Source organism: Mesorhizobium sp. LjNodule214 (assembly GCF_964252735.1).
Classification (GTDB): Bacteria; Pseudomonadota; Alphaproteobacteria; order Rhizobiales; family Rhizobiaceae; genus Mesorhizobium.
Genome location: NZ_CAXUPE020000002.1, coordinates 2,144,216 through 2,164,094 on the forward strand (window position 1 = coordinate 2,144,216; position 19,879 = coordinate 2,164,094).

The 19,879-nt window shown below is 61.4% G+C and carries 12 protein-coding genes and 1 pseudogene; 6 read left to right on the forward strand and 7 right to left on the reverse strand.

What is annotated here, in order from left to right; translation table 11 throughout:
- Positions 1 to 27: 27 nt before the first annotated feature.
- On the reverse strand, positions 28 to 4,818 hold the full coding sequence (locus ACSQ3Z_RS24090) for an nSTAND1 domain-containing NTPase (RefSeq protein WP_436173746.1): 4,791 nt from the start codon (positions 4,816 to 4,818) through the stop codon (positions 28 to 30).
- A 215-nt stretch (positions 4,819 to 5,033) separates the two neighbouring features.
- Between ACSQ3Z_RS24090 and ACSQ3Z_RS24095 the strand changes: the two genes are divergently transcribed.
- Positions 5,034 to 5,894 (forward strand): DUF1194 domain-containing protein, encoded by an 861-nt coding sequence (locus ACSQ3Z_RS24095; RefSeq protein ID WP_436173747.1) that lies wholly within the window; start codon positions 5,034 to 5,036, stop codon positions 5,892 to 5,894.
- A 485-nt stretch (positions 5,895 to 6,379) separates the two neighbouring features.
- On the opposite strand, the pseudogene ACSQ3Z_RS24100 reads toward ACSQ3Z_RS24095, so the two are convergent.
- Positions 6,380 to 6,589, reverse strand: a pseudogene (locus ACSQ3Z_RS24100) (IS5/IS1182 family transposase); the annotation flags it as partial.
- Here ACSQ3Z_RS24100 and ACSQ3Z_RS24105 point away from each other — a divergent pair.
- The 4 genes from ACSQ3Z_RS24105 (at position 6,567) to ACSQ3Z_RS24120 (ending at position 11,210) form a co-directional block, all read left to right on the forward strand.
- Entirely contained in the window at positions 6,567 to 6,734 is a 168-nt protein-coding gene (locus ACSQ3Z_RS24105) for a hypothetical protein (RefSeq protein ID WP_436173992.1), read from the forward strand. The pseudogene ACSQ3Z_RS24100 and the gene ACSQ3Z_RS24105 sit on opposite strands and share 23 nt — an antisense overlap.
- A gap of 99 nt (positions 6,735 to 6,833) precedes the next feature.
- A complete protein-coding gene (locus ACSQ3Z_RS24110; RefSeq protein ID WP_436173748.1) occupies positions 6,834 to 9,293 on the forward strand; it encodes a family 16 glycoside hydrolase in 2,460 nt (819 codons plus the stop codon).
- Positions 9,294 to 9,368: 75 nt separating this feature from the next.
- Positions 9,369 to 10,598 (forward strand): glycosyltransferase family 4 protein, encoded by a 1,230-nt coding sequence (locus tag ACSQ3Z_RS24115; protein WP_436173749.1) that lies wholly within the window; start codon positions 9,369 to 9,371, stop codon positions 10,596 to 10,598.
- Positions 10,599 to 10,622: 24 nt separating this feature from the next.
- Positions 10,623 to 11,210 carry a hypothetical protein gene (locus tag ACSQ3Z_RS24120; RefSeq protein ID WP_436173750.1) on the forward strand — a complete coding sequence of 196 codons (588 nt, stop codon included), beginning with the start codon at positions 10,623 to 10,625 and terminating at the stop codon, positions 11,208 to 11,210.
- Positions 11,211 to 11,243: 33 nt separating this feature from the next.
- Here ACSQ3Z_RS24120 and ACSQ3Z_RS24125 read toward each other — a convergent pair whose 3' ends face one another.
- The 4 genes from ACSQ3Z_RS24125 to ACSQ3Z_RS24140 form a co-directional block, all read right to left on the reverse strand.
- Positions 11,244 to 12,026, reverse strand: coding sequence for an ATP-binding cassette domain-containing protein (locus ACSQ3Z_RS24125; RefSeq protein WP_436173751.1), 783 nt, complete (start codon positions 12,024 to 12,026; stop codon positions 11,244 to 11,246).
- On the reverse strand, positions 12,019 to 14,268 hold the full coding sequence (locus ACSQ3Z_RS24130) for an ABC transporter permease (protein ID WP_436173752.1): 2,250 nt from the start codon (positions 14,266 to 14,268) through the stop codon (positions 12,019 to 12,021). Before ACSQ3Z_RS24130 ends, ACSQ3Z_RS24125 begins: the two co-directional genes overlap by 8 nt.
- A 75-nt stretch (positions 14,269 to 14,343) precedes the next feature.
- The gene (locus ACSQ3Z_RS24135; protein ID WP_436173753.1) at positions 14,344 to 15,426 is read right to left on the reverse strand and encodes a substrate-binding domain-containing protein; all 1,083 of its coding nucleotides are present in this window, start codon (positions 15,424 to 15,426) and stop codon (positions 14,344 to 14,346) included.
- Between the two features lie 464 nt (positions 15,427 to 15,890).
- The gene (locus ACSQ3Z_RS24140; RefSeq protein WP_436173754.1) at positions 15,891 to 16,133 is read right to left on the reverse strand and encodes a hypothetical protein; all 243 of its coding nucleotides are present in this window, start codon (positions 16,131 to 16,133) and stop codon (positions 15,891 to 15,893) included.
- Positions 16,134 to 17,222: 1,089 nt separating this feature from the next.
- Here ACSQ3Z_RS24140 and ACSQ3Z_RS24145 point away from each other — a divergent pair.
- A complete protein-coding gene (locus ACSQ3Z_RS24145) occupies positions 17,223 to 17,738 on the forward strand; it encodes a GNAT family N-acetyltransferase (RefSeq protein WP_436173755.1) in 516 nt (171 codons plus the stop codon).
- A 495-nt stretch (positions 17,739 to 18,233) separates the two neighbouring features.
- On the opposite strand, the gene ACSQ3Z_RS24150 is transcribed toward ACSQ3Z_RS24145, so the two are convergent.
- Entirely contained in the window at positions 18,234 to 19,448 is a 1,215-nt protein-coding gene (locus ACSQ3Z_RS24150) for an NAD-dependent formate dehydrogenase (protein WP_436173756.1), read from the reverse strand.
- Positions 19,449 to 19,879 lie beyond the last annotated feature (431 nt).

The following is a 19,879-nucleotide window of genomic DNA, read 5'->3' on the forward strand; positions in this document are numbered from 1 at the left end:
AGCGGCAATCTGACCCCGTTGCCGCCGTCAGCCCGGACAAGTACCAGCTGCAGGGTCTTCAGGAAGGAAGAAGCTTCGCCGCTCGCAAGAGGTGAGTTCGCGAGGCACGGTGCGCCGGGCGAAGTCAATGAGGTCGTTGGGCGTCTGGAAGACGCGAACGATACGGACCCTTTCTTCGCCGGAAACAATTGCGACCTGGGTGCCGTCGGAACTGAAAGCTGCGCGTGTAAGGCTCGGTCGAACGGTCGCTTCGTCCTGGCTGGCAGGGACGGCAATCTGGCGCCCCGATTGCGTCGCCCATAGCCGGACCGTGCGATCTTCGGACGACGCGGTCACGACATACAAACCACTGGGACTGAACTGGGCGCTGTCCACCGCGCCGCTGTGGGCCCTAAGAACGGCCCTTTCCAGTCCACCAGAGACGTTCCAGATCCGGACGGTTCCATCGCGTGAGGCAGTCAGCAGCGACTGACCGTCCGGGCTGAAGGCGACCACCGTCACCTCGTCGGTATGTCCCTCTAGCGTTGCGACGTTTGCTCCGTCCGTGGTCGACCAAATTCGGACCGTATGGTCGAGTGAGCCCGTGGCGACCAGTTGACCGTTCGGGTTGAAGGCCGCTGCCGTGATGCGATCCTGATGCCCCACAAGAGCCTTAAGCTCAGCCCCGCCCGCCTTCAGGAGGTGGCCCGCATTGTCTTCCATGGCCACGAGGATCAGACGTCCGTCGGGGCTAAGAATGGCCTGCGGCAGCTTGCTGCTTGTTTTGATGACGGCCAGCTCGGTGCCGGTCGCCGCGTCCCACAGCTGCGCGGTACCGTCGATCGATGCGGAAACAAGCGATTTGCCATCGCGACCGAACTGGATCTGGATCAGTCCGCCATGCGATCGGAACTGGGCGGTCTCGAATCCCCTGGCCACCTCCCAAATTCGGACCTGGCCCCCAAGCGATGCCGTCGCGACGCGCCTTCCATCGGGACTGAACGTCGCGCGTTGAACGATCTCATGGGTATCGAGCCGGACTATCTCGCGGCCGCTCACAACATCCCACAGATGCGCCGCGCTGTCGCCGCCACCGGTCAGCAGGTGGACATTGTCGGGACTGAAGGCCGCGAAAGTCGGCCGATATTCATGAGAGAGCGTCGTCGTCAGGACGCCGTCGACATCCCACAGCCGAGCTGTGCCATCGTGTGAAGCGGTGAGAAGAATGTTGCTGTCAACCGGGCTGAAATCCAGATGCTCGACCAAAGATTCATGACCGGCGATCGTCGTGACCAACGAGGCGCGTTCAACGTCCCAGATGCGGATCGGCCCATTGACTGAAGCGGTCGCCAGGAAGCGGTCGTCCGGGCTGAAAGCACCGTTCATCTCCGCATCGCGTTCATCCGCACCGATATCAGCCAGCTTCAAACCCGAAACCTCCTGGCCAAGCAGGTCATGCAGCGTTCCTAGCGCTCCATCCCAAATCCGGGCAGCGCCGTCGAGTGATACCGCGGCGATTCGCTGACCCCCGTGACTGAAAATCACACCGTTCAATTGCGTGTCGCTCTTCTGCCCGGCCAGCTTTGCGATCTCCGTTCCTTTCGACACATCGCAAAGGCTGGAAGCGCCGCCGTATGAAAACGAGCCCCACGCGCCAGCCAGTAGCCGGCTTCCGTCCGGGCTGAATGCCAGGCTGTAGGGCCGGAAGTTCACCCGGATTGACCGCGTCAGTGCGCCATCTGCGGTATTCCAGATCGAAACAAGGTGCTTGCGTGCCGTCGCGAAGCTGCGACCGTCGGGACTGAAGTCAGCCCGTGCATATCCGTCGCTGCTTACACTCAGGACTTTCTTTCCGGTCCGAGCGTCCCAGAGCGCTGCATCGCTGTTCTCCCCCGCCGTCAGCACCTGGTTGCCATTCGGGCTGAAGATTGCCGTTGGATAATTCCCTACCGGCTGCAGGATGAAGAGCTGTTCTCCCGAGATGGCGTTCCAGACGCGTGCAGTGCCGTCCCTCGCGGCCGTCAGGATACGGCTCCCGTCCGGACTGAATGCAGCCCTCTCCACAGTCCCTTCATGACCTTTTAGAACTGCAGTTTCGGCACCGCTGGAGATGTCCCAGACGCCTGCAGTTTTATCGTGGGATGCAGTGACGATGTGATCGCCGGCCGGATTGAACGCCGCATCCGCTACGCCGGCGGCATGCCGGAAGATTTTGATCTGGTGATGCGCCAACAGACCCTTGTAGAGGGCTGCCTCCGCTTCAAAGAGATATGGCCGCTCGGACTGGTCTTTCGAGGTCAGTGCTTCGAGCGCCAAGAGGATCGCAGCCTCGGTGTTACCTGTCGCCGTGGACTGCTGCGAAAGCAACGAGAGCGAAAGAGACTGGTTGCGCAGCGCCTGGTCGCGTTGCCACCTTGCTTCCTCCTGCGCCCTGAAGGCGACCAGTGCACCTGCGCCCGCCATGAGAGCGAGCATTATCGCCACAATCGCGGCATTGCGCGTACGTCGGGCAAGCCGGTTTGCCGCGGCAGCCGCGAGGCTCCGCCGCTCGGCCTCGCGCTCCAGGCGCTCGCGTTTTGCCTCTTCGGCGGCCTCGATCAGCGCCAGCTCTGCGTGCCGGTCCTTCTCCTCTTTCTGCTGATGGGCACGCAAGGACGCCTCGATGTATTCAAGGACGTCATCGTCGACCTCCTCCCGTCTTGACAGCAGCAGTTCTTCGCCCTCCGCGAGCCGTTTGCCAGACGGAAGGAGAAGCTCTCGATTCCTGCTCTCCAGGTGCCATCGGTGAGCGTCGGCCCCAAGGCGGTCGCGCGTCTCGAGGAAGTTCCGGTTTGCATTCACAATGTCACCGGCGCGCGGCCAACGGCTCAACAGTGCTTCATGTGCAACGCGGACGACGACATGCCCTCCGGCGTCCTCATCGCTGACAAGGAGCCGTGCGTCGATCAGGGCCCTGACTAGGGCCGATCGCGCGGGAGTGCCTGCAACTTCGGTGAGCAGGGCCGGACGTGCCGTCACCGTTTCATCGCCCGGACGTGCTGTTGTGAGGGCGCCCAGTACCGGGGGTAAGGCCTCCTGGATCTCGGGCGCGAGTAAGTCTACGACTTCATCGGCGCGGCGCGCGATTGCGCCTTCGAGCCCGCCGAGCGCGCGATAATTCGCAAAGGTGAGAACTCGGCGCTCGCGGCCGGCCTGGTACAACGCGTCGAGCACAAACTCGAGAAGCGGCAATGATCCGGGATCGGCAGCTGCTCCCTCCTGCAGCACATCATCGAGCCGCCCCAATTCGGCACTTTCTTCAAAGCGGAGTCCGGCAACGCCCGCCGGTTCGCGGATGATCTGCGCGATCTCTGGGCCAGTCGGCGGCAGGAGTTCGTAGCTGGAGAGGCCGTCCTTGAGCGCCGAGAAACCCGGGACCTCACCACAGCGGTGAAAAAAGTCCGAACGGATCGCCGCGATCACCCAGACCAGTCCGCTCGCGGCTAGCGCCGCCATGAGCCGAACAAGGGCCTCGCGCGTCGCCGGCTGCTTCTCTGTCGTGAACAGGTCCTCCAGCTGATCGATGGCGACAAGCAATCTGATCTGCGAGCGGGCCGACCCGGCGGCCTTGCCAAGAGCCTGCCGGACCATCGCCAGTGCCCGATCCGGCGCGCTCCTGCAAAGCAGGGCAAACTCCGCGGCTGTTACTTCGCAGGCCAGTTCCGGCACAGCAGCTTCGCGAAGCAGTGCCGCTGCCAGCACAGCGAATGCGTCCGGTCCTTCGGACAGGCGGATCAGGCAGCGGCGCCACAAGGATATTCCCGCGACGGCTCCAGGCCGTGTCAATGACGGCAGCAGGCCAGCGCGCAGGAGCGAAGACTTGCCGCAACCGCTCATTCCGTAGATGAGCAGGAATGCCGTGCCGCCGGTTGCCTGCTGCTCCAGTCTTGCAGTGCAGGCAGCAATCGCCCGCGCTCGGCCGAAGAAGAGGTCGGCATCTTCGAATTCGAATGCATCGAGACCGCGAAATGGCGACTTGACCGGTTCCTCCGAAGCAAGGGGCACGCGATAGATGCGCAAGGCGCGTGCGACGTTCTTCAGCTTGTGCTCGCCGAGATCGACGAATTCCAGCGAGAGTCGGTCTTGTGCCTGGGCGTGGACCGCTTCCGTGACGCAAATCCCGCCCGGTCGCGACAATGTTTGCAGATGAGCGGCGACCTCGACGGCCTCGCCCGCGAGGTGGTCGCCCTCTGCGACGACATAGCCAAGGTGAACGCCAATGCGAAAGCGCAGGCGCTTTGTCTCGGGAACTTCGCAGTTCCGCCTATCGACGTCATGCTGGATCTCGCTCGCACACCGCATCGCCTCGACTGGGCCGGTGAACTCGGCGGCCACGCTCTCTTCGGCGCTCCAGAACACGCGACCCGCATGTTGAACCAGCAGCCGATCGACGATCTGCCTGTACGCCCGGAAGGTTGCAGCAGAGATCCGCTCATCCTTGCCTGTCGGCCGGCCCTCAGGGGCCAATTCGGCTGCCAGGATGGTGGCCATTCTCGGTCCGGCATTTGAGGGAAGGACCAACCTGTAACCGCGCCTCGGCACTGTCTGCACGACGGCCTGCCGACTGTCGTTGAGCGCCGCACGGATCTCGTGAATGCATTGCACCAGGCTGTCGTCGGTGACGGCTATCCCGTTCCAGACCGCCCTCATCAGGTCGTCCTTGGTGACGACGCTATCAGCGTTCTCCAAAAGATGACGAAGCACCGCGAAGGTCTGATGGCGAAGTGCGATTGTCCTGTTGGACTTGTCGCGCAAGGTCTCGCTACTCACGTCGGCGGTAACGCCGTTGAGCACGAACATCGTGGGCGGCGAGTTAGTCAAGCCGGTTCCCTCAAGCACGAAGCCGCAGTCCAACTCTTCGATCTTAGCACGGTTTCGCGCTGCGAAGGGTCATCACCATCCAGATCAGCGGAGAGTGCAGATTTCGGCGAATGATCGGAAGCCGTTCGTGACCCAGGAGACCCCTCGGACCGACAATTGCGACCGACAATTGCATTGTCAGCGAGAGGTTCGCCATGGACTACTTGGTGCAGATTGCTCGATGTGCGGGTGCAAGACCGGTGCTACGGCTCACGGGCGTCTGCCTGTTCACTCTGTTCTTCTCGATGGCGTCACAGGCTCACTCGACCGACCGTCCCGCGTACGATCTGGCCGAAGTCGATCTGCAATTGATCCTTGCCGTGGACGTCTCGCCCTCGATGAGCAGCGTTGAGCAAAGAGTGCAACGTGACGGCTACGCCGGTGCCTTCCGCCACGCGGACATCGCGAGGGCAATCAAGTCGGGAGAGCGGGGCAGAATCGCAGTGCTTTATCTGGAGTGGGCAGGGCCACGTCAGCAAACAGTCATCATGCCGTGGACAATTGTCGAAAGCCTCGACGACGCTCTGACTTTGGCAGACAGGCTCGCGGCGCTGCCGCTGACTGAAGGCCGCGGAACGTCGATTTCCGGCGCATTGTCGGCCGCGAATGATCTGTTCGCGAAGAGTGGCTTGCGCAGCCCGCGCAGGGTTATTGACGTATCCGGCGACGGACCCAACAATGCCGGAGCGCTCCTTGACCCCATCCGGCAGGTTCTTTTCGCGGAAGGCGTGACGATCAACGGGCTGCCTATCGCACTGCCCCGCATTGGCGGGGCCGACGGGTTTGCGATGTACGACCGTTCCAACCTGCAATCCTATTTCGAGCGTTGCGTCATTGGCGGACCAGACGCATTTGCAATCGGCGTCACCGAAGCTGGCATGTTCGCCACCGCAGTCCGTCGAAAGCTGGTGCGTGAAATCTCCATGAAAATGGGTCAGGTGATCCACGCCGCCTACACCACGCGTTCAGACCGCACGGTCGATTGCAACGTGATCGGTCAGTTGCCGGGCCGCTAACGATAGGCGATGCGGGTGACCGCGATGTGGAGGGTGGGCAGCAACGGAATGCCTTTCGCGCACCGCTGCCAACAGTCAAATTGGGTCTGCTTGCGGACCCCGAGGCAGCCATTGCCCTCAGCAGCAGTGAGCGCCGTCGAAGGGTCGAGACGAGGCGTTAGCGCTTGTCCCCGCGTAGGTCTGGAAATGGCGTGTTGACCACGACGTCCACAATGATCCCCCGCGATGTCTTCTGTGGATGGCTCCCGTATTGCAAGAGGTAATTCGCTGTTCTGGCGCATTGGTCGGGTGCCGTCTTCTGTCCGGCCTGTTCATGCAGCCGTTTGAAGCTGCTGGCCCTGATGGGGTCGGCGAACAAGGTCCCAATCTGCTTTGCAGGCTATGATGCCTCCGACATCGCATGGGTTATCCCTGTTCCCGGCCTGACCGGTCTCGCCTGTCCTGAGCGTGGCAGCGAAGAGGCCGCTGGCAGGCAGGGGTGTGGATCAGACGGCGATTGCCGTCATCGGCGGCTTTACGCCGAAGATGTTGATCATGCGCTTCATGTTGTAGGCGAGCACCAGCAAGCCCATCTCGGTTTGACCTTTTCGAGGTCCTAGTCAGGAAATGGGTACTGCCCATCCACACCTTGAGCGTCCCCAACGGGTGCCGACGGTCTGCCGGCGGATGATCATGGCGTCCGGCATGCGACCCAATTCGGACCTTTCGTCGATCGAAAGAAAACGTCTGAATCGCGTTGAGTTGCGGACCTTCCTGGCGCTGAAGCAACCCAACGACAGGTCGGATACATTTGGCCTCACCACGATCGTTTCAACCCGCGAATTCCAAACCAAACTGTGAGCCCGATCACATTGGAGTGGCACTTGCCCGGATACAGTGACCGTGGGTGGTCGTGCACAGCGTTCAGCCACCTTCATCGCCGATTTGGGGAGTGTTGTAATGTCGACCAGTCCGGTTCCGCAGAACACCGATTTCACGCGTGACGTGCTTGGGCGCTATGTCTGCAACGGTCTCGATGAAGCCCTCGCAAGCAGCAACAGTGGCGCAAGCCCCCGTCCGTTCGATGTGGTCGTGATCGGCGGCGGCTCCTTCGGACCGATTTTCGCCCAGCACCTGATCTACAACGACACGGCGCACGCGCGTCGTGCGCTGGTGCTCGATGCGGGTCGCCTCGTGCTCGCCGAGCACGTCCAGAATCTACCGCTGCTTGGACTCAACGTACCGGGTCCGACCACCGTTGACCCCGGCATCGCGCGCGCGGAAGTCTGGGGGCTTCCCTGGCGCACCGACGTCCCGCGCGGCTTCCCGGGGCTGGCCTATTGCCTTGGGGGCCGTTCCGTCTATTTCGGCGGCTGGTCCCCGCAATTGCTGGCGTCCGAACTGTCAGGTGCCTGGCCGGCGGCCGTCATCGCCGATTTAGACAGCCCCCTGCCAAGCGGCGCAGACGGATATTTTCGTCAGGCCGCCGAGCAGATCGGAACCACGACGACGAACGACTTCATCTTCGGAGCGCTGCACACCGCCCTGCGCGCGCAGCTTAAGCAGGGCATCGACAACAACAATGTGACCGATGCGATCCCCTTGGCGCAACTGCCGCTGCACCTCGACGGCATTCCCAACGCACAGCGCAATCTGAACAAACTCGAAGCGCCGCTCGCAGTCCAGGCGCGCCCGCCTCGCGCCGGCTTCTTTCCGTTCAGCAAGTTTTCGAGCCTGCCGCTGTTGATGGAGACTAGCCGCGCCGCGCAATTTGAGTCGGGTGGCGACGATACGCGGAAACGCTTGATGGTTGTCCCAGATTGCCACGTCACCCGTCTGGTCACGGATGGCAGCGGTCCAGTTCGTCGCGTCGTTGCGGTTGAAACAAACCATGGCACGGTGCAGGTCCCCGAGGAAGCGGTGGTCGTGCTCGCACTCGGCACGATCGAAAATGCCCGGCTCGCTCTTGTGTCGCTGCCCGGCTTGCCTGGCGCAGAACGCATCGGCGCTAACCTCATGCCACATTTGCGTTCAAACCTCACAGTGCGGCTGCCACGAGCAGCCATAAACGGGCTGAGCCCAGCCGTGCATGAGCTTCAGGCATCGGCGCTGTTCGTCAAGGGCCGTCATGCTCATGCCGACGGGCTATTCGGCCATTTCCACCTTCAAATCACTGCTGCAGGCTTGAACACGCCGAGCACTGACTCCGAAGCAGAGCTCTTCAAGAAGATCCCCGACGTAGACACTATCGCCGCCTTCCGTCACGCCAACGATGACCAGATCGTCATAACAATTCGCGGCATCGGCGAACTGAGGCCGAACAATCCAGCAAGTCAGGTGACGCTCGCCGGCGAAGTTGACGAGTTCGGAATTGCCCGCGCGTTTGTCTCAATCAACCCTGGGGCAGAAGACGGAGTGCTGTGGGACGCGATGGATACTGCGGCTGACGAAGTCGGCCTGGTATTTGCCAATGGCCAGCCCTACGAAGTACTTGTCGCCGGCGCATTCCAGCCCATCCCTGCCAATCAGGCTGCCTCGACGGTACTGCCATTCCCAGGCCGTCGCGACGGCCTTGGCACCACTCACCACGAGGCCGGCACGTTGGCCTTGGGTGACGACCCAAATACGTCAGTTACCAATGCCAATGCGCGCTTCCACCGCGTGCCCAATCTCTACGTCGCTGGACCTGCGCTATTCCCGACGGTCGGCTCGCCGAACCCGATGCTCACAGGGACGGCACTGGCGCGACGCCTTGCTGACCACCTGGCAACGCCGTTCGTTGCACAGGCAGGCTTCACCTCTCTGTTCGACGGGGCCACGCTACAGAACTGGCAGATGTCAACGATCCGGAACCAGCCGGGGCACGACGATCCGGGCCGGTTTTCCGTGACCAACGGCGCACTTGTTGCGAAGCCTGGAACCGACATCGGTCTGTTGTGGCACACGCAGCCGACGCCACCTGACTTTGTGCTGAGGCTCGAATGGCGGCGCTGGCAAGAAGACGCCAATTCGGGCGTTTTCCTGCGCTTTCCAGATCCGGAGAGCCGGAACTACGACAACACAGCGTATGTGGGCGTGGATTTTGGTTTCGAAGTTCAGATCGATCAGATGGCAGCGCCCGATGGTTTGCCGGTCCACAAAACGGCGGCAATTTACGGCTTCCAGGGACCCAACAATCCCAACGCATTGCCGACGCTACCGGTCGGGGAATGGAATGCCTTCGAGATAATGGCGCAAGGGCAAAACTACACCGTAACGCTGAATGGAGTTCAGGTTACTCAATTCGCATTCGTGGCGGGTTCGGACGCGCTGCACCCCGACCGTGGTTTGCCCAGCACCAATGCTGTCCCCCGCTTTATCGGATTGCAGACCCACTCTGGCTCGGTCGCGTTCCGCAACATTCAGATAGTTGCGCTGTAACCGACGGGGGCAATCCACACCACTCACAGCTCCGCTGACCTTTCGTGGGTCAGCGGGCCATATGGAGTTGCCGAAATGCGGGTCTTGCACCTGACGACCGAGTTCCCACCCCTCATCTACGGCGGTCTCGGCACGGCAATCGGAGGCTTGGTGCGCGCGTCATCGCAAGCTGGCATCGAGGTTAGCGTGATGTTAGTCGGGGGAAATGCCAGCCCATCTTACTGGCAGGCGCCAGATATGACGATGCTGCCCGCCACCGCCGAGGTTCCCTGGGATGAGAATCCGAGCGTCCGCCTACTCCATGTTTCGCACCAGGAAGCTGAAGCGGTTGGCGTCAGCTGGCTGTGGAATTGGAGCCCGGACGTGCTTCATCTCCACTCGTTCTGGCTATGGCCTCTGGCTAACGCGTTGCGGATGCGCACCGGGGTACCCATCGTATACACCGTGCACTCGCTTGATCGAGCAGAGTACGAAATCGCTCAGGGCCCACCGGAGTGCCTAACACAGTGGGACATCCAGCAAGAATTGATCGCCTCGGCCGATCTTGTTGTGACGCTCACCAGAAGTGAACGCGAGTTGGTCGAAACCTACTGTCCGGACGCCCGCAACCGGGTCCGGATCGTGGGCAACGGCATCGAAGACCGCCCCGATGCCCTTGCAGCTACAAGACGCGACCGCACCAACAAGAATCCGTTGCGTGTGCTTTTCTCAGGACGCTTCGTTGACCGTAAAGGCGTGCGGGAGCTACTCGAAGCCATACCCACTGTACTGCAGCACGCACCGGACACGCACTTCGTGCTTGCCGGCGGGCACAGGCATTGCAGTGGCGATGATATGGCGCGGTGCTGGCTGCCTGCCGGCTTGGAACGGTTCAGGCAACAAGTTCATTTTACCGGTTGGCTTTCTCAAGAGCAGCTTGCTCGGCTTTATCAGGAAGTTGACGTCCTCGTGGTGCCGAGCTGGTATGAGCCATTCGGGATGGTCGTACTCGAGGGAATGCTGTTTGGCCTGCCAATCGCAGCTTCGTCAGTTGGCGGGCCGGCGGAAATCCTCGATCACGAGCGTACCGGCCTGCTGTTCCCGCCGCGCGATGCGACGGCGCTTGGCCAGGCACTTATTCGCCTCATCGGGACGCCAGCACTACGGCATCGCCTGGGACGAGCCGCCGCGCACGAGGTGCGAAAGAATTGGTTGTATTCAGGGATCATAGAGCGGATGCGAGCGGTCTACGCTGAGACCATGGCTCTGACACCAGAACGCGGGCCGCTTCCGGCCCTTCCGGTGTGGTGCCAAGCCGTGGCGTAGCGGCCGGGGGTGCAGGAGACTGGTTTGCGTCAGCCCAAAGCTCGCTCCAGTCGAAACTTACTTTTGTTGAAACACACTCACGTTCGTCCGAGCTGCAAAAAGGCCACGGCCACAAGAATGATTCCGGCAACACCGTCGATGGTTCGGGAAATGGCATCGAACAGTAGTGGGCGACTGTCGAAGAAATGCACCAGCCTTTCGCGAAACAGGATCGACAGAACGGCGACCGTGGACAGTGTCAGCCCTACCCCGGCCATCATGGTGACGGCAAACAGGATGCCCGCGACCGAGGAGCAGAGACAGGAATCGGCGAAACGGATTGAGCGCCGTCCAGAAATCATTCTCGACATGATTGCGCGCGAGCGCAGCGTCTTTGCCGAGCGCGATCTGGCAAAGCTCGTTCACCGCTATGTCGACGATCCCAGCACGTTCTCGAACGTTATGGCGCAACTCATGACCAGCCCGGAGCTGGTGCGGCTGCAGCGCGAGACGCTCGACTTCGAGACCGGCGAACGGGTTCCGGAAAGACTTGCCACAAGAAAGATGATCCGCACCGAGGCGGATATGGCGCGGCAGGCATTGCACCTGCCGGGCCAACCTATCGCGGCTTAGGCGATTTCGTATATGACGAGTAACCACGATCAATCAAACTGCCCTCGCCTGATCGGCCGTACGGGCCTGTTCTCGCGTGCCGGAGACGATGATCTCCAGCACCTCATGCTCGTCGGTGTTCTTGACGTGACGGTCGCCGACATTCTCGCCGCGCTTGAGCACCATCACACGGTCGCCCACTGCGAAAATGTCGACCAGCCGGTGCGAGATGATGATCTGCGCAACGCCCTGTTTTTTCAGTTCCAGCATGGTCTCGAGCAGCCGCTCGGTCGCCATCACCGAGAGGTTGGCTGTCGGTTCGTCGAGGATCACGACGCGTGGCTCGAACGAGATCGCGCGGGCAATCGCCACCGATTGCTGGCGCCCGCCCGACAGGCTCTCGACCTTCTGGAAGACGGAGTTCACGTCGACCTTGAGCCGCTTCAGCACGCTGTCGGCTTCCGCGTACATTTTCCGGCGATTGACAAAGGGGCCCTTGCGCGGCCAGCGGCCAAGGAAGATGTTCTGGCCGACATCCATGTTCCCGCAAAGCGCGAAATCCTGGTAGATCATCTCGATGCCGGCATCGCGGCTCTCATGCGGGCTCTTGAAGTGCACCGGTTGTCCGGCAACGACGATTTCGCCGGCATCGCGCTGATAGGCGCCGGTCAGGATCTTCATGAGCGTCGATTTGCCGGCCGAGTTGTCGCCGACCAGCCCAAGGATCTCGCCCGGATAGAGCACCAGATCGACCTTGCGAAGCGCCTGCACGGCCCCAAAGGCCTTTTCGATGCCCCGCATTTCCACGATCGGTTGAGGCAACGCAGTATCAGGCATGGGTCGTCTCCGGGGTTCGTGCGCGTCGCCCGAGGCGGGTTCGCAGGCGGCCGAAGAGGTTGGCCTGGCGCACCCAGATGTCGATCAGCACGGCGGCGATGAGGATGACGCCAATGAAGACGTTGATCCAATGCTGCGGCATGCTGAAGCCCTGAACATTGAGCTGCAGCAGCGCCCGAACGAGGGTGATCACGGCCGCGCCGGCGAGAGAACCCAACATGGTGCCGTAACCGCCGAAGATCGACCCGCCGCCGATGATCACGGAGGCGATGGCGTCAAGTTCGCGGAACTGGCCCGCAACGGGATTGAAGCTTCGGAAGTAGGCGACGTTGATGATCCCGGCCATGGTCGCGCAGAACGCCGACAGCATGAGCGCGATGAAGCGCGCCCGGTTGGTGTTAATGCCGGCATAGGCGGCGGCGCGGATGTTACCGCCGGTCGCATAAACCTTCTGCCCAAACGGCGTATAGGCGAGCACGATGCCGGCAATCAGGGCGACGAAGAGCATCCAGATCGTCTGCACGCTGACCACCTCGGCGAGTGTTCTGAAGATGCCGTCCGGAAGCATGATGCCGAAATGAAGGAGGATGTCGTTCACCTTGCGGCCGAGCAGGTTGTAGCCCTCCGGCCAGCCGGTAAGCTGCTGGCCGGCGACGAACCACGCCGCGAGGCCGCGGGCGATGTAAAACATGCCCAGCGTGGCGATGAAGGCCGGGAGCTTCAAGCCGACGGCGATGACGGCGTTGACGAGGCCGGCGATCATTCCCGCAAGCAGGCCCATCGCGACAGCGGTGATGGGGTCGGCGCCCAGGACCTTCAGGAAATAGGCCGCCGCGCTGCCGGCCAAAGCGAGGACCGCTCCGACGGAGAGGTCGATATCGCCGGCTGCAATGACGTAAGTGAGCCCCACCGTGATCAGCGCCAACTCGGTATAGTTGAGCAGGATCGCGAAAGTGTTGGACAGGTTCCACCAGTAATCCGGCCTGAGGAAAAGACCGGCGAGCCAAAGCACAACGGTCAGGATGACAGCAAGCGCATCGCGCCGGGCGAGGAACTTGCCGAAGCCGGTCGCCGACAGTGCGATGTCGGTCGCCATTGCGCCCTTGGTCACGACGCCCTCGAGCGCCACGCCGCCGATCTCATAGGCGGGCGGCGGCGGCCTGCCACGCAGCCATGCCCAGAGGCGCGCCGCGACCTGGCGGCGGATGAGGTAGGGCTCGATCAGCACGGCGATGACAAGCAGCAGCCCGAGGAAGACCGGCACCGCGCCCACCGGCAGGGAGTAGACGGCGTTGACCGTCACCTCTTCCTCGCCAATCTTGATCGTGCGCGTGATCGGCAAACCCTCGCGCAGCACCTTGTCGAGTAGCACGACCAGCATGGCGCCGAGGCAGGACCCAACGACGCGACCGCGACCGCCGAGAATCGAAGCGCCGCCAATGATTACCGCTGCGATGACGGTCAGTTCGCCGCTGACGCCGTAAAGCGGGGTCACGCCCTTGTCCTGGGCGGCCGACAGAAGGCCCGCGACGGTGGCGCAGAGCGACGAGAGCAAATAGGCGCGGATGCGCACCCAGTTCGTCGGTATGCCGGCATAGACCGCTGCCTGCTCGTTGCCACCTGTTGCGAAGGTCTCGTAGCCCCAGCGGGTGTTGGCGAGCGCGTAGGCGCCGACCACGGCAACGACCGCGAAGATCGCGATCTGGTTGTTGAAGCCGAAGAGGTTCGTCTCGCCGAGATGGAAGAAGAGCGGGGCTTCCTTCGCCTTGGCCGGATAATAGATCGCCTGCCCGTGCGTCAACGCGAGCACGAAACCGCGGCCGATCAATAGCGTAGTCAAGGTGGCGATGAACGCCGGCACTTTGAGGACGGTAACGAGCACGCCGTTGACCAAGCCGATCAGCACGCCAAGAAGGACGCAGACGATTACCGATGTGACGATGTCGAGATCGGCGAAGCTTGGCGCAAACAGCCTGGCAAAGACCACGGCCACCAGGCCGTAGATGGAGCCGACCGAAAGGTCGAGGTCCTTGTTGACGATAACGAACGTCATTCCGACGGCGATGATGGCGACCCGCGAGGTGTCGCGAAGCAGTGCATGGAACGCGTCCGACGAGCCGAAGAACGTCGGATTGACCACAGCGCCGCCGAGATAGATCAGCACCAGCAGGGTGAGCAATCCCATTTCCCAGCCTCCGACGAGCTGGGGTGGAAGGCGACGGGCAAGAGCTTCGGCGGCCATGCTGATCAAAGGGTCCCGGGGACAAGATGCGCGGGAGGATGCCAGCCCTCCCGCGACGGGTTCAGGATCGCTTCCTCAGTTCTCGAAGCGCTTGCCAACCTTTCCCACAGTTTCCTGCGTCACCAGTTGGGCACGCGTGTCGAGATTGGCTGCCGCGATCCCGCGATCGATCTGCAGATAAAGCTGCATGACCGGATAGAAGCCCTGCAAGAAGGGCTGCTGTCCAAGAGCTCCGGTCAGGTCGCCGCTCTTCAACGCATCCTGCTGAGCCGGGCCGAGATCGAAGCCGTAGGCGCAGATCTTGCCGGCCTTTCCGGTCTGGGCGACGGCCTTGGCGAGCGCCGGCGTGAACACGTTGTTGCCGGCGAACGCGCCGACGACGTCACCGCGCGATTCGAACAGCGTCACGATGCCGTTCACCGGATCGTTCGGATTGGTGTCGATGCCGGTGTTCTCGGGACCCGCGTCGACCCTGAAAGCGTCAAGCTTGCCGGCGTCCTTCAGGCCTTTGACGATAGCGTTGAAGGCCGAGGTGACGCGATTGTTCACCTCGATGTTGCCCATCGCCGTCGATGAAGGCAGGACGATCGAGCCCTTCTCGATGCCCTTGTCCGCCAGGCACTTGACCAGCGCCTCGCCGGCGATCCCCGCAGCGGAGGCGTCCTGGCCAGTGTGGCTGATGCCGCTTCGGTTGAGGATCGTGCCGTCGAAGGAATTGGTTGTGGCTACCGGTATGCCGCTAGCCTCGGCGGCCTTGACGATATCGTTATAGGCGCCGACCTGGGGCGTCGTTATGATCAGCCCGTCGATCGTCGGATCCTGCACGATCTGGTTCAGGATTTCGATCTCGCGGGCCGGGTCGTCGGTCGGAGATTCCGAGCCGAGCAGCAGTATCTTGGCGCCGATCAGATTGCCGGCGGCCAGCGCGCCGACATAGACCGGATCGAAGAAGCCATTGCCGGCCGTGTGGGTCACGATCGCAAAAGTGAGGTGACCATCGGCCGAATGGAAATCCTTCGTGGTGGCGGCTTCCTTTGCAGCTTCTTCGAAGCTGTAGCCGCCGACTGCTTTCTCGACGCCGCCGGATTGTGCGAATGCGGATGGAACGCCGAGCAACAGCGCCGCGGTGCACGCCGCGAGCGGAAAAGTAAGTCTCATGATTTTCCTCCCTTGCATCCAAGGGTCGGAAGCCATTCGGGCGCAATTATTCAGGAACTCGGGAAATCTCCGATCCGCTTCCGCCCATTTTGCAATTGTCTGCTCAAAGCGTGTCCAAGTAAATAGTCCGCTGCATCCACGGTATCGTAGCGGTGGAAGTTCGCAAAGACGACGGGACGGTTGTTTTCAGCCAGGCCGGACGCAATTAAAGGCTCTCATCACCCTAGATTGAAACGTCCAGCCCTTAGAGCCTCTGATCGCCCACCTTCGCCTTGCCATTGGCATTCGGCCTGGTGTCCGAATTGCAGATCAGCCCTTGCTTGCGGCGCACTTAGCGCGCATTTCAGCCTCGGAATGAGGTCGTCCGCCATCGCCGGCGCATCCGGGCCGAACCGATCGAGGAGCATCACCAGGTCGAGCACTTGGCGATGCGTGACACGGACCTCGCGCTGGGGTTTTTGTTGCTAATAGAAATCCCGGAACACCAACGGGGACGTACGGTCAACCGACGCCGTCCCCGCGTCCTCGGCTTCCGATCGCCTGACTATCAAGCGAACGACCAGGCCGACGTACCCGACCTGCAGGACGACCATGGCAAGGATTGCCCAGCCGAGCGCGGTCCAGATTGAACTGGCTTCTATGTAGGCCCAGATCGCCACAACGACTGTCGTGGCAGACATCCCGACCAGAAACTGCGGAAAATACATTCTCTGTTCCCCAGCCTATCCCAAACCTCCCGGTTCGAGAATCGGCGCCACTTTGCCCTATGTCCCTGCGTCATCGTTTCACTAAATTAGCAAATACGCAATTATCTGGCTGGGTTCGAATGACGGTGCAGCACGACGTCGCGTCGCCTAGCGCCGCTTGTCCGGTGTCACGGCATGGTTTGTAAAAACCAGGTTCCGGTCCTCTCGTCCTTCGTTGCTACTCGTCAACCGATTGTCGAAGGCGTACAAATGCCGCTCACGGCTGGATATCCACGATCCGGCCGCGTTGGGAAAGGTCGCGTAAATTGCGCAGACATCCCCTCGTTTTAGCCCGCTGCTCCTCCTTGTCAGCGAGCCTTTTTGTGGCCGCCGGACACCGCAATTCCTCCGGGCCAAAAGTGGGGGAAAACGGCTGCAGTTGGTTTTTGTTGCAGAGCCGCCAATAGGTTCGTCTTAGCCGGCTTGCCCCCCAAGCCGGTCAGGCCCGGCGGTCAGTCGAACCTTACCCCAACAGATTGTCGGGCCGCCTGGGAGCCTCGGCAGTGCGCGTTTCTGTCGGCCGCTGTCTGTGCCCAGCGCTGAAGCGCTTGCCGCGTCCTGGCGGGCGCTTGTGCCTGGGCTGGGCCAGCTTTGTACCCCATTGTTGCCAAGGCGAGCTCGGCGGCGGCCCTGTAAAAGCCCCGCCGATCAGAATCAACGGAGCTTTCTGCAGATCGCAAATGTGGGTTTCGCTTTCTGGTGGTCCGGGGTGGATGCGGATCCTGGCACCGGCGGAAAGACCACTTTTGCCGCTACGGCGGGCCTGCGTCGCCTGTATTCACCACAACGGTGATAAGCCGCTCGCAGCCTGTCTTAGAATAAATCAAATCCATGCCTGTTCCGGTGAAATAAAGGCACTCGTACAGGCCTGATGGTACTTTTTGCCCATGGTAGAGGACCGCGGTTGAAGTAGCGAACATCGCGCGGCCCGGCGATCCATCCTTCACCGTGCTTGAGATAAGGGTGGTGCGGCGGATCATCTGGAAAGATGAGGACTGAGGAGGGCGCTCTCGGCCCGCCCGTGTCGATGAATTTGCGACCTCAATCTGAGTGACCTATGCTCAAGCAATGCAACATCTCAGTTCGTTGACCGCCAAGCCCCCGCATGGATATTCCGACAAAGAACTCGATGCCTTTGTCAAGTTGGCTGTTTCGGAGGGCGAAGTTTCCCACTATGGGCTGCTTGAACGCATCAAGGGTGCGCGGGGCCTAGTCATGCTCTATGACGGTAAGAAGCTGGTCGGAACTGCCGCGATTATAAATCCAGAGCCGGACTATCGAACCGCCGTCTTTGCCAAGTCGAAATCAAATGCGGACGCCGCCGCCTACCCAGTCGAACTAGGGTATGTGGTCGTCGCAGAAAGCCATCGCCGTCATAAATTGGGCTGGCGTCTCGCCGACGCGGCGCTGTCATTCGCAAGCGGATCAGCCGTGTTCGCTACAACACGCAGCAATAATGCCGCCATGCGGCGAATCTTGCCGGCTCGCGGTTTCACGGCCAATGGGTCTCCCTACCCGTCCACTGAACATCCCGGTCAGGAAATTCATCTGTTCCTACGTGGGTAAGCGACCTGAGGACCGAACCTGGCCCTATAGCCCGAGCACGCGGTGTTGTTCGACTTGCGGCAGAAAGCTTAGGATCCCTCGAGGAACGACTGCAGCGCCAACCGCGCCGATCCGCCGGTAACGTGCAGAGCCTACGAGGCGCAGCATGGCTAACCCCTTGCCCCTCATGCAACTGTCGTGGCTGACTGATAGGGTGAGCAAATGGTCAAATTTCAGCCCGATGGCTGGCGCACCCTGCATGCGCGGAAGCTGACTTGTTCCGGATGGGATGAGTCCCCGTCCAACCGCTCCGCCCTAGCGTGTTAACGCTAATCAGAGGCACGGACATATCAATCTTCTTTAGCGGACTTTTTCGAACCGGCCAGCATTATCGTCCAATTTTTCTTGAGTTCGGCCTTGGTCTTTTCGTCAACCTTGGCAGCAGAACCCATGTCGATCTGCCCCCACGTCACCCTTGTCTTGTTCTCGTCCGAGTCGAGCGCAGCGGAAATCGATCTAGCGCGGATCACTCCTGGCCTTGAAGCGTGCTGCCTCTTCCGAGCCGCGGGTGGCGTCGCCGGCGCTGTAGGAATGCGCGCCAGCGCCGGCGAGCTTGCCGCCATCGACGATCAGATATTCCTCACGGATCGGTCGGCCTTCGAACCAGCATTCCAGAATTTCGCGGGTGCCCGCGGCGTAGCGCGCCTGGGCGGAGAGCGACGATCCTGAGACGTGCGGCGTCATGCCGTGATGCGGCATCGATCGCCACGGATGGTCCTTGGGAGCCGGCTGCGGGAACCAGACGTCACCGGCATAGCCAGCGAGTTGGCCACTCTCCAGCGCGCGGGCGATGGCGTCACGATTGCAGATCTTGCCGCGCGCCGTGTTCACCAGATAGGCGCCGCGTTTCATCCTGGCGATCATCGTCTCGTCAAAGAGGTTTTCCGTCTCCGGATGCAGAGGTGCATTGATCGTGACCACGTCGCAGACGCCGACCATGGATGCGGGGTCCTGGTGGAAGGTGACGCCAAGTTCTTTCTCGACCGCCTCAGGCAGGCGGTGGCGATCGGTGTAGTGCAACTTGACGTCGAACGGCTTCAGCCGGCGCAACACCGCGCTGCCGATCCGGCCGGCACCGACAGTTCCGATCTGCATTCCTTCGATATCGTAGGAGCGTGCGACGCAGTCGGCGATATTCCAGCCGCCTTTCACGACCCACTGGTAGGACGGGATGTAGTTGCGCACGAGCCCCAGGATCATCATGACCACATGCTCGGACACGCTGATCGAATTGCAGTAAGTCACCTCGGCGACCGTGATGCCGCGGTCCATGGCGGCCTGAAGATCGACATGGTCGGATCCGATGCCGGCGGTGATCGCAAGCTTCAGTCTGCTTGCCTTGGCTATTCGTTCTTCAGTCAGATATGCCGGCCAGAACGGCTGCGAGATCACGATTTCGGCGTCAACGAGCTCGCGTTCAAAAATGCTGTCGGGACCGTCCTTGTCCGAGGTCACTACCAGGCTGTGGCCCGCGCTTTCGAGAAATTTCCTCAGGCCGAGTTCGCCCGACACGCTGCCGAGCAAGACCCCCGGTTCAAAGTTGACGGCCTTCGGCGTGGGAAGTGTCTGGCCGCCGGGATAGCGGTCGAGCTTTGGCAAGCCATCGCGCGCATATTTTGTCGGATAACCGTCGACCGGATCGTCATAGAGGACGCAAACGACCTTTGCCATTGTTTATCTCCCTTCGTCTGACAACGAAGAGGAAAACGCTCTGTTGTTAACGCTGCCGGCCAACGTTGGTCGGCACGGCGATGCTCTGTTGAGTTGAATTGCTGGTGGGGAGCAGACTCATCTGCCGGCGCTTCCTCATTCGGAAAGTTGTGCGCTATTGCGTATTACATGGAAGACCCGGGCATGGTTTCAAGTGCTGCGGGCGGCACTGGTGCAGCGTTCGAGTTCCTTTATTTCAGACCGCGCGCACGGTCTGCTGACAACAAATGCTTGATGCGGACACTTCAGAATTGCCGAGGTTGGGCACTGTGCATCATGATCACTGACAGGCTCCGACTTCGCAGGCATCAAGGGCTTCTGCATCCCCCCAAAGATTGCAAACAACCTGTTAGTCAGCGCTTATCAAGCAGAGGAATCTCGCATCGCTTGCC